Source organism: Rhodanobacter geophilus (assembly GCF_040812275.1).
Lineage (GTDB): Bacteria > Pseudomonadota > Gammaproteobacteria > Xanthomonadales > Rhodanobacteraceae > Rhodanobacter_A > Rhodanobacter_A geophilus.
This window is the reverse complement of sequence record NZ_JBFOHL010000008.1, coordinates 211,034-222,093: the sequence shown is the minus strand read 5'-3', so window position 1 is coordinate 222,093 and position 11,060 is coordinate 211,034. Positions and strand designations below refer to the sequence as shown.

Here is an 11,060-nt window from a genome sequence, read left to right as displayed (position 1 = left end):
GCGAGCATGTCGGGGCCGCGTTCCAGCGCGATGCCGACGAGGGCGCCGGGGCCGACGCCGTGGGCGATCAGGCCGTGGGCGATGCGGTTGGCGCGTTCGTCGAGTGCGCGGTAGCTCAGCGTCGCGCTGCCGAGGCGCAGTGCGATGCGCTCCGGCGTGGCCGCCGCCTGGTGCTCGAATGCGCCGTGCATCGTCGGCGCCAGGTCGCCCCAGTGGCGCGCAGGTGGCTGCAGTTCGGCCAGTTCCCGGCGTGCCGCCGCGTCGACCAGCGGCAACACGCCCAGCGGACTGTCCGGTTGCGCCACGGCGGCGCGCAGCAGGGTCTCGTAGCCACGCAGCCAGCGGCGCACGGTGGCGGCGTCGAACAGGCCGGCGTTGTACTGGCATTCCAGGCGCAGGCCGCCATGCTCCTGCACCGCGTTGACGAACAGCTCGAAATTCTCGTAGCGGCGCGGCACGCTGGCAAAGCCAAGCTGCAACCCCGGGAAAGCCTCGCCTTCCTGTTCCAGCGCCTGGTCGATGTTGAACAGCACGCTGACCAGCGGCAGGCGGGCCGGATCGCGCGCGATGTCCAGCTGCTGCAGCAGGCTGCCGAAGGTGCAGCGCTGGTGCTCCAGTGCATCGAGCAGTTCGTTGCTCGCCGCAGCGAGCAGCCGCGCGAACGGCAGCGCCGGATCGGCCGTGCAACGCAGCGGCAGCAGGTTGACGCCATGGCCGACCAGATCGCCCAGGCCCTCGTTCGCCTGCGCCGCGGCGGGGATGCCGAGCACCACCTCGTCCTGTCCGGCCAGCCGGCCGAGCAGGCCCGCGAAACTGCCCAGCAGGGTGGCGAACAGGCTGGCGCCGTGGCGCGCGCCCAGGTGGCGCAAGGCACCGACCAGGTCGGCGCCGAGCACGTGGTCCTCGCGGCCGGAGGCGAAGCCGCGCCGCGGCGGCCGCGGGCGGTCGCCCGGCAGGTCCAGTGCCGGCGGACGGTGCGCGTGATGCGCCACCCACCAGGCCTCGTCGGCGGCGCCGGCGCGGCGGCCTGCCTGCCCGGCGCATCGCAGGGCGTAGTCGGCGAACGAGGGTGCCGGCGGCAGGTCGGCATGGCCGGCGCCGCTGTGCAGCCCATACAGCGCGCCCAGCTCGCGCAGGATCACCCACCACGACCAGCCGTCGCAGACCAGGTGGTGCGCGCTGAGCAGCAGCACGTGCTCGCCCTCGCCCAGGCGCAGCAGTTCGGCGCGGAACAGCGGGCCGGTTTCCAGCTCGAACGGCAGCAGCACGGCCTGCGCGCGGCGATCTTCCAGCGCCGCCGCGCGGGCGGTCGCATCGAGTGCGGCCAGGTCGGCCTGCCGCACGTCGAGCGCGAGGCTGCCGGCCACGCAGAAGGTCTCGCCGTCCGGGCCGAAGCCGGCGCGCAGCGCGTCGTGGCGATCGACCAGTGCCTGCAGCGCGTGCAGCAGGGCTGCGCGGTCGAGCGCGCCGCGCAGCTGCAGCGCGACCGCCTCGTTGTAGGCCAGCGAGGCTTCCTCGCCCAGCTTGGCGGCCAGCCAGATCTCGCGCTGCGCCTCGGTGCTGGGCACCACGCGCTCCAGCACGGGACTGGCGAACGGGTCGTAGTCGACGGCCGCGAGGCCGGCATGCGCATCCAGCGGCGTGTTCATGACTCCACCTTGAGGTATTTGCCGGGCTGTTCGGGGTTCGGCACGAACCAGCAGGGTCGGCCGTCGGGTTCGCGGCCGAGCCGCGCGCCGGGCACGGGCGGCCTGGCGGCATCCATCACCGTCTGCGTCACGGGCACGTTGCGCGGCAGGAAGCCGGCCTCCCGCAGTTCGAGTACCGAGGCCTTGTACGCCTCGGTGATCTGGCGGAAATCCGCCTCGCCGTGCGCGGTGGTGAAGAAGCAGGGGAAGTTGTCCAGGATGTGCACGCCGCGGCTGCGCATCATCGCGAACAGCAGATCCTGCAGCGGGTGGTCTTCCAGGAACTGGGTCTTCCACACCGAGGCGAACTGCTTGATCGCGATCGGCGCGCCCACTTCCACGAAGAAGCCGTTGAGCTCGTCGGCCAGCGCCGCCGTGCGCGCATTGAGCCGTTCCTGCAGCGCCGGGCCTTCCTGCCTGAGGTGTTCGAGCACGGCCTTCGCCGCGGCCAGCGCCAGCGGGTGGCGCACGAAGGTGCCGGCGAAATAGGTGACGCCCACGGTGGGTACCGAGTCGTCGCCGTACTGCCACTGGCCGCCGTCCAGCGCGTCCATGTACTCGTGCCTGCCTGCGATCACGCCGATCGGATAACCGCCGCCGACCACCTTGCCGTAGGTGGCGAGGTCGGCGCGGATGCCGAACAGCGCCTGGGTGCCGCCCGGATGGCTGCGGAAGCCGGTGACGATCTCGTCGAAGATGCACAGCGTGCCGCTGGCCTCGGTGATCGCACGCACTTCGCGCAGGAACTCCGCCGGCTGGAAATCCGGGCGCCGGCTCTGCACCGGCTCGATCAGCACGGCGGCCAGTTCGTGCGCGCGACTGCGGATGATCTCCAGCGATTCGGGCGTGCCGTAGTCCAGCACCAGCACGTGTTCGGCGGTGTTGCGCAGGATGCCCGGCGCGGCCGGCACCGCGCGCAGCTTCTTGGTGCCGCGCACGATCACCTCGTCGACGATGCCGTGGTAGGACCCCGTGAACAGCACCACGGTTTCGCGTCCGGTCACCGTGCGCGCGATGCGCAGCGCACCCAGCACCGCCTCCGAGCCGGTGTTGCACAGCGCGGCGCGCTCGTGCCCGGTGACTTCGCAGACTAGCTTCGCCACCTCGCCGGCCAGGGGATGCTGCGGGCCGATCTCGTAGCCGAGATCGAGCTGCCTGCGCACGGCCTCCAGCACGAAATCCGGCTGCCAGCCGAACAGGCTCATGCCGAAGCCGTTCAGCGCGTCGACGTATTCGTTGCCGTCCAGGTCCCACAGGTGGGCGCCCTTGGAGCGCTCGATCACGATCTGGTAGACGATTTCCTTGAGCAGCGGACGGAAGCCGTTGACCACGCGCGGGTCGGCCATGTGCGGGCGATGCGCCTGGGTGTATGCCTTCGACTTGCGCGTGCGCGTCACGTAGCGCTCGACGAAGCGGTCCAGCCGGCCCTGCTGGCGCGGCGACAGCTCGAACTTGCCGGTATCGATGCGCGCGATCGCGCCGAAGGCCTTCTTCACGTCGTAGCGGGTGTGCGCCAGTGCGGTTTCCTCGTCCACCGCCGGGGCCGCGGCGGCGATCGGCGCGATGGGTGCCGGCGCCGCGGCCGGCGGCGGCACGGCGAGCGGCGCCATCGGCGCGCCGCCGAGCAGGGCCAGCTGCTGGGCCATCAGCTGCATCTGCTGCGCGATCACCTGCTGCACGTAGCCGTCCGGCGCCGCGCCAGTCATGGCCGGCAGCAGCGGCATCGCCTGCGGCGCCGCCTGCGGCTGGACGGATGTCGCTGCCGCTTCGGGCGCTTCGGGCGGAAGTTGGGCGTCGAGCAGCGCGGCCAGTTGCGCGAAGCTGGAGCAGTCGCCCATCAGCTGGCGGAAGCTCACCTGTACCGCGAAGGTCTTGGATACCTGCAGCGCCACCTGGGTCAGCATCAGGCTGTCCAGGCCCAGCTCGATGAAGTGGCTGGCGGGATCGGCATCGGCCAGGTCGATGCCGGCGACGTCCTCGAACGTGGCCTTGAGCTGGCCGATCAGGCGCGGTTGGCGATCCATGGACGACACGATTGGCGCAGGCATGGGCGTTCCTTCGTGGGACTCGGGCGTTGTGGCGGGCGGCGGCGATGATGCGCGGACGCCCGCTGCCGCGGGCGCGTCGATCCAGTGGCGCTGGCGTTCGAACGGATAGCCGGGCAGGCACACGCGCCGCCGACGCGTGCGCCGGTCCAGCCGCGCGGCGTCGATGGCCGCGCCCTGGCGCCACAGTTCGCCGGCGGCCTGGCGCAGCTGCGCCGGCTCCAGCTGCGGCGCATCGCCCAGCGACGGCAGGGCAGTGATGCGCTGCTGGCGCAGCAGCGGCTGCTGCCGCGCCAGCGCGCACAGCGTGGCGCGCGGGCCCACTTCCAGCAGCACGCGCGAGGGCTTGTCGAGCACGTGTTCGAGCGCGCTGGAGAAGCGCACCGGCTCGCGCAGGTGGCGCGTCCAGTAGCCGATCGACTGCGCGGCGTCGTCGCCCAGCCAGTCGCCGGTCGCGGTGGACACCAGCGGGATGCGCGGCGCCTGCCGCCGCACGCGCGCCACTTCGGCGCGGAACGGCGCCAGCGCCGGCTCCATCATCGCCGAGTGGAAGGCGTGCGAGGTGCGCAGCAGGCGGCAGGCGACGCCGTCCCGCTCCAGCACGGCCTGGAATGCGGCGACGTCCGCGTGTGCGCCGGCCACCACGCAGGCGGCCGGCGCGTTTTCCACCGCCAGCGACAGCGTCGGCGGCAGGCGCGCGAGCACGTCCTGGCGCGACAGTCGCACCGACAGCATCGCGCCCTCCGGCTGCGCCTGCATCAGCGCGCCGCGGCGGGCGACGAGGCGCATCGCGGCGCGCAGCTCGAACACGCCGGCCACGGTCGCCGCGACGAATTCGCCCACGCTGTGGCCGAGCATCGCCGCCGGGCGCACGCCGAGGCTCGACCACCATTGCGCCAGCGCGTATTCCATCGTGAAGATCGCCGGCTGCATCACCGCGGTGGGCAGCAGCGCCGCGGGATCATCGCTCCACATGCGCTCGCGCAGGTCGAACTCCGCCACTTCGGCGGCATGCGCTACGCAGGCGTCGAAGGCCTCGCGGAACACCGGTTCGGCGGCGTGCAGCGCACGGCCCATGCCGGGGTAGGGCGAACCCTGCCCGGGGAACAGGAACACCACGTCGGCCGGCTGGGTGGCCTGGCTGCGCACGCTGGCGGCAGCGGCCTCGGCGAGGCGCAGGGTCGCCTCGGCCGCGTCGCCGGCGACCACCGCCGTGCGATGGGCGAAGGCCTTGCGGCCGACCGCCAGCGTCCAGGCCACGTCGGCGAGGTTCTCGTCCGGGTGCGCGCCCAGGTGCGCGGCCAGGCGTTCCGCGGTGGCGGCGAGCGCCGTCGGCGTGCGCGCCGACAACAGCAGCAGCTGCGGCCCGGCCGCGGCATCGGAGGGTTCCCGTGCGGGAGCCTGTTCCATCACCACGTGCGCATTGGTGCCGCCCACGCCGAACGAGCTGACGCCCGCGCGCAGCGGCCCGCCGTCGGGCCGCCACTCCAGCAACTGCCGGTTGACCACGAACGGCGAGCCCGCGAAATCGATGACCGGGTTGGGCGCCCGGAAATGCAGGGTCGGCGGAATCCGCTGCTCGGCCAGCGCGAACGCCGTCTTGATCACGCCCGCCGCGCCGGCGGCGATCACCATGTGGCCGACGTTGCTCTTCAGCGAGCCGACATGGCAGAAGCCGATGTCATCCGTGCCGCGCCGGAACGCACTGGTCAGCCCCTCGATCTCGATCGGGTCGCCGATCGGGGTGGCCGTGCCGTGCGCCTCCACGTAGGAGATGCTGCGCGGGTCGACGCCGGCATCCGCCTGCGCCATGGTGATCACCGCGGCCTGCCCCGCGCTGCTCGGCGCCATGAAGCTGGCCTTGCCGCCGCCGTCGTTGTTCACCGCGCCGCCGCGGATCAGGGCGTAGACCGGATCGCCGTCGGCGATCGCATCCGACAGCCGCTTGAGCAGGACCACCGCGGCGCCGTCGCTGAACACCGTGCCGCGCGCCTCCGCGTCGAAGCTGCGCGTGTGCCCGTCCGGCGAAAGCATGGTGCCTTCCTGGGCGAGATAGCCGCTGCGCGGCGGGCAGGTGATCGACGCGCCGCCGGCCAGCGCCATCGTGCAGCGGCCCGCGCGCAAGGCATCGAAGGCCTGGCAGATCGCCACCAGCGAAGTCGAGCAGGCGGTGTTCACGCTGACCGCCGGGCCGGTGAGGTCGAGCTTGTGCGCGACGCGGGTGGCCAGGAAGTCCTTCTCGTTGGCCAGCATCACCTGGAACGCGCCGAGCTTGTCGACCAGGTCCGGCCGCGCACTCAGGTGGCGCTGGAAATACGTGGCGTGGTACATGCCGCCGAACACGCCGACCGGCCCGGCATGCGTGCCCGGCGCATGGCCGGCGCGCTCCAGGCACTCCCAGCACAGTTCGAGGAAGATCCGCTGCTGCGGGTCTATCAGCTCCGCCTCGCGCGGCGGGATGCCGAAGAACGCGGCATCGAAGTTCTCCACGCCGTCGATGATGCCGCGCGCGGCGACATAGGACGGGTCGTCGCGCTCCGCGCGCGCGATGCCCGGGTCGAGCTCGTCGGCGCCGAAATGCGTGATCGACTCCGTGCCCGCGCACAGGTTGCGCCAGAACGCCTCGACATCGTCCGCGCCGGGGAAGCGCCCGGCCATCGCGATGATCGCGACCGGTTCGGCGGCGGCGCCCTGCCTGGCCTGCGGCTGGGCGGATGCGGCGGGCGCGACCGCGGGGTTCCCTGCCATCGCCCGCGCCAGCGCCGCCGGCGTGGGGTTCTGGAAGAACATCGGTATGGTCAGCTCATGCGGCACCTGCTTGCCGAGCTGGTTGACCGCACGCACGGCGGACAGCGAATCGCCGCCCAGCTCGAAGAAATTGTCGTCGCGGCCCACGCGGTCCAGGCCGAGCAGCTCGCCGAACACGGCGCAGGCGTGCTGTTCCAAAGGGCCGACGGGTTCCGCGTACGGCACGCCGAGTTCGGGCCGGCTGGAATCCGGCGCGGGCAGCGCGCGGCGGTCGAGCTTGCCGTTGGTGGTCAGCGGCAGCGCATCGAGCTGCACGTAGCAGGCCGGCACCATGAACTCGGGCAGGCTGGTGCCGAGGTAACCGCGCAGTGCCTGCGCGGTGGTGGGAACGCCATGGCTCACGTAATAGGCGACCAGGCGCTTGCGGCCGGGCTGATCCTCGCGCGCCAGCACGGCGCAGGCGCCGATCGCGCGATGCCGCGCCAGCACCGCCTCGATCTCGCCGGTCTCGATGCGGAAGCCGCGGATCTTGACCTGGCCGTCCATGCGGCCGACGAATTCGATGGCGCCATCCGGCAGGTAGCGCACCAGGTCGCCGGTGCGGTACAGGCGCTCGCCCGCGCCGCCGAACGGGTCGGGCACGAAGCGTTCGGCGCTCAGCCCGGGGCGCCGCAGGTAGCCGCGCGCGACGCCCGCCCCGCCCACGAACAATTCGCCGACGACGCCGATCGGCAGCAGTTCCATGCGCCGGTTCAGCACGTAGAGCCGCGTGTCGGCGATGGGGCGCCCGATCGGGATCGTGCGCGCGTCAGGCGCAAGGTCGCGCGGTATGCGATGGGTGGTGGTGAACGTCGTGCATTCGGTCGGGCCGTACGGATGGACGATGGACGTGCCGGGCAACGCATCCAGCGCGCGGCGCACGTGCCGGACGGAGACCTTCTCGCCGCCTGTGAACAATTCGCGCAGTCCACTCAGGTGACGCGGGTCGACATCCACGATGGCGTTGAACAGCGCCGTGGTGAGGAAGGCCGTGCTGACCTTGTGCCGCGTGATGCTGCGGGCGAGGCCGCCGCCGGTCGGAATGCCCTCGTCGTGCACGATGACGCAACCGCCGTTGAGCAGCGCTCCCCAGATCTCCAGCGTGGAAGCGTCGAAGCCCAGCGGCGCCGCATGCAGCAGTCGCGTGTCCGGCCCCAGGTCGATGTAGTCGACATCGCGCACCAGGCGGATGATGGAGCGGTGCCGGATCTCCACGCCCTTCGGCGTGCCGGTCGATCCGGAGGTGTACATCACGTAGGCCAGCGCTTCGCCGTCCAGTGCGATCGCGCCGGGACCGCCGGACTGCTCCCCGGCGGCAACGGAGACGCGCACGATCGCATCGGCAAGCGGCAGTGCCCGCTCGACGCGCGGCGTCACCACGATGCGCACTTCGGCGTCGTCCAGCATGAACGCCACGCGCTCCGCCGGGTAGGCCATGTCGAGCGGCAGGTAGGCGGCGCCCGCCTTCAGCACGCCGAGAATGGCGACGACCGCGTCCACCGAGCGGTCCAGCATCACGCCCACGATCGCGCCGGGCGCGGTGCCGGCGTCGCGCAGGCGCGCCGCCAGTCCCTCCGCCCGCCGGCCCAGCTGCGCGTAGGTCAGGCTGCACTGGTCGTCGATGACCGCGATCCGCTCCGCATGGTCGCGGGCGACGGCGGCGAACAGGCCATGCACCGTGTCCGCGGCGCGCCGCGGCACCTCCGTCGCATTCCATTCGACCAGCAGCCGGTGGCGTTCGGCCGGGTCGAGGATGTCGATCGATTCCAGCGCGCAGTCCGCCGCCCCCCCGAATGCCGCGAGCACGCGTTGCACGCAGCCTGCAAGCAGGTCGACGGACGCCCCGTCCGGCGATCCGCGAAAGTCGACGTGCAGCTGCGCGTCGTCCGACAGGCGCAGCTGCCACGCCAGCCGTGCCGACGCGTCGCCGCCGAGCGGCGCCGCGTTGCCGTCATGGGCCAGCCATGCGCCGTCCGCGGGTGTCCCCGCCGGTGTGCCGAACGCGCGCGCGCAGGTTTCGAGCCAGGCGTCGCGCGATCCGGTGCGCGGCACCTCGATGGAGCCCTGGGTGATGCCGGTCGAGTCCGATGCCGTGGCCAGCACGGCGTCGGTCCCGGTGAGGCGCGATTCGACCAGCGCCACGGCCGCGCCCAGCAGTTGCGCCGGAGCCAGCGGCCATCGGCGCAAGGCAGCGGCCAGCCCGTCGGCGAGTGCGGCACCGAGCGGATACTGCCGGTGCCGCCACGCGCCGTCCGCGCCATCGGCCAGGCCAGGCAGCGCGTCGAACAAGTCCATGTTTTGCGTATCGCCTGGCGTCATGATCTGCATACCCATCGAACTTGCCCGTGTCCTGCCGGCGATCGAGGCGGCCCTGCGGCCGGCTCAATCGTCCGCGGCGTAGGGCGCTCCATCGAAATGGACAGGCCGGCCGAGCCGGCGGCGCGCGTGCCTGCGCACGCCGTCCGCGACGTGCGCGGCGGCATGCAGGCATGCATCGAAGCGGGGGTGGCGGCCGACCGGGGGCAAGCCGATCCCGAGTCCGCGCATGCGATCGCGCACCACGTGCAGCAGCACATTGCGACGCGATGCGTCGGTGTTGTAGCTGAGGCTCAGCGTGGTCGACGGCTCGTCACTGGTCTCGACCATGTGCGGGCTGGTCAGCGGCATGTACACGCCCATGCCGGGCCGCAGGTGGAATACGTGCGCGCGCTCGCGGAACTCCTCGCGCCACTTGACCAGGGCCAGCTCGCGGTGGCCATGGAACCATTCGCGCGCGCGGTCGCTCACCACGGTGGCGTCGTCGGGATCCCATACGTAGACGGTCTTGTGGCCGCGTATCTGCAGCAGGATGCCGTGGTTGCGGTCGATGTGGAACGGCGTGACCGTGTGCGGCGAAGACACGAAGATCCAGCCGGCCCGGTAGCACATGCCGGGATCCTTGCGTTCGACCTGCGGTCTGATTTCATCGAGCACGGAGTCGACCAGCCCACGGTAGGTCGGATCGCCTTGCACATGGCGAAGCAACATCCATGCCTTGGCATGGCCGATGTCCTGCAGGGTTTCCTGCGCCGACTTGCGGTTCGGATGCGTGCTTCCCACCGTGCTGAAGTTCTCGTCGGCGGTGGCATCGTTGCTGAACGAGTAGAGCTGGGCCGCCCGCTCCAGGCGCCGGCCGAACTCCACGAGCCGGTCCGGCTGCAGCAACGGGTGCTCCATCAACCGGTGCCGTACTGCCTGGACGCGCCATGGATCGAACGCGCTCCAGTCGATGTCGATGCAAGCCGTCTGCCGGTTCATGGTCGCACCGCCACCGTGCCGTTGCCGCCACGTGCGCGCCGGATCGCCCGCTGCAATCCACGCGCATGCGGCCCCTTGTCTCCCCCGGGGCGATCTCGTCTTGTACGCAAGGCGGGCGTCGCACAGAATCCGCTGGCGCTGCCCTCGGAAATCCGGAGCCCATGGAAATGCACGGTGTCGTTCTCGACGATCGCTACGAGACGGTCGAAGGCCGGCTCGAACGGGATCGCGATACGGTCATCGGCCTGTGGCGCGGCCAGATCGGCTGGCAGGACCAGCTCGAGCGGATGTACGACGTGTTCTACCTGGGCTGCCCTTTCGGGCGACCGCAGTTGCAGCTGCTGCGTCATCGCGCCAGCGGCGAGATCGTGGGCACCATCGGTGTCGGGCCGCGACCGATGCTCTGGCAGGGGCGCGAATTGCGGGCCGGGGTCATCAGCCATTTCACCGTGCTGCCGAAGCATCGTTCGCTCAAGCCGGCGCTGGGGCTGGCCCGCACCATGGCGGCGAGCAGCCTCGACCGGTTCGAGTTCGCCTACGGCCTGACCAATGCCCAGGGTGGCGCGGTGTGCAGGCGTGCCGGTTTCAGCGTGCCCGCGCGGCTTTCGCGGCACGTGAAAGTGCTGCGCTACCGGGGCTACGTGCCGCGCGTGCTGCCCGGCCCGCTCGGCCGGGCCGGGGGAGCGCTGCTGGACAGCGCGGTCGCCGCGGGCCGCAAGCTGCGCGCTCCCGGCAGGCGTTCCGGCCTGCACGTGGCCTGGACCGACACCGTCGATCCACGCATGCCGGCCCTGTGGGAACAGTCCGAACACGGCAACGGCCTCAGCACGATGCGTACCGCCGCGATGCTCGAGTGGCGTTTCCTCCATTTGCCGGCGGTGCGCCGCCGCTTCCTGCTGGTGGCTCCGGCGCCAGGCGCGCCGCTGTTGGCGTGGTTCGCCTGCGAGACCAATGTGCGCGCACCCGGATTCATGACCGTGACCGATGCCTGGTTTGCCGGCGGCGTGCGCGAAGCCGACCGCCGCGCCATACGCGAACTCTGCCGCATGGGCTACGAGGGCGGCTACGAGGCGATCGAGGTACGCCTTGCCGTCGCTGCATCGGTGCTCGGGGCGTGGCGTGGCGAAGGGTTCGCCGCCCGGGGGGAGCAGCCGTTGTTCATCGCCGGGATGGACCCGCGGCGCGCCGGTGACATCGGCGCCGGCATGTACCTCACCGATATCGAACAGGACGGCTGAAGGCC

At 71.7% G+C, this 11,060-nt stretch carries 4 protein-coding genes; 1 reads left to right on the top strand and 3 read right to left on the bottom strand.

Annotation, left to right across the window (positions count from 1 at the left end; genetic code table 11):
• The 3 genes from ABQJ56_RS10630 to ABQJ56_RS10620 all read right to left on the bottom strand — a co-directional run.
• Positions 1–1,649: condensation domain-containing protein (locus ABQJ56_RS10630; protein WP_367844990.1), on the bottom strand; the 1,649-nt coding region annotated here is incomplete at its 3' end.
• Positions 1,646–8,815 carry a hybrid non-ribosomal peptide synthetase/type I polyketide synthase gene (locus ABQJ56_RS10625; RefSeq protein ID WP_367844989.1) on the bottom strand — a complete coding sequence of 2,390 codons (7,170 nt, stop codon included), beginning with the start codon at positions 8,813–8,815 and terminating at the stop codon, positions 1,646–1,648. The genes ABQJ56_RS10625 and ABQJ56_RS10630, both read right to left, overlap by 4 nt.
• Before the next feature lie 87 nt (positions 8,816–8,902).
• Positions 8,903–9,817 (bottom strand): cupin-like domain-containing protein, encoded by a 915-nt coding sequence (locus ABQJ56_RS10620; protein ID WP_367844988.1) that lies wholly within the window; start codon positions 9,815–9,817, stop codon positions 8,903–8,905.
• Positions 9,818–9,882: 65 nt separating this feature from the next.
• Between ABQJ56_RS10620 and ABQJ56_RS10615 the strand changes: the two genes are divergently transcribed.
• Positions 9,883–11,055: a hypothetical protein gene (locus ABQJ56_RS10615; protein ID WP_367844987.1), complete on the top strand. Its 1,173-nt coding sequence runs from the start codon at positions 9,883–9,885 to the stop codon at positions 11,053–11,055.
• Positions 11,056–11,060: the final 5 nt, after the last annotated feature.

Coding starts and splice junctions, on each gene's coding strand:
- ABQJ56_RS10620 (WP_367844988.1), bottom strand. CDS start 9,817: ATGAACCGGCAGACGGCTTGCATCGACATCGACTGGAGCGCGTTCGAT.
- ABQJ56_RS10625 (WP_367844989.1), bottom strand. CDS start 8,815: ATGGACTTGTTCGACGCGCTGCCTGGCCTGGCCGATGGCGCGGACGGC.
- ABQJ56_RS10615 (WP_367844987.1), top strand. CDS start 9,883: ATGCGGCCCCTTGTCTCCCCCGGGGCGATCTCGTCTTGTACGCAAGGC.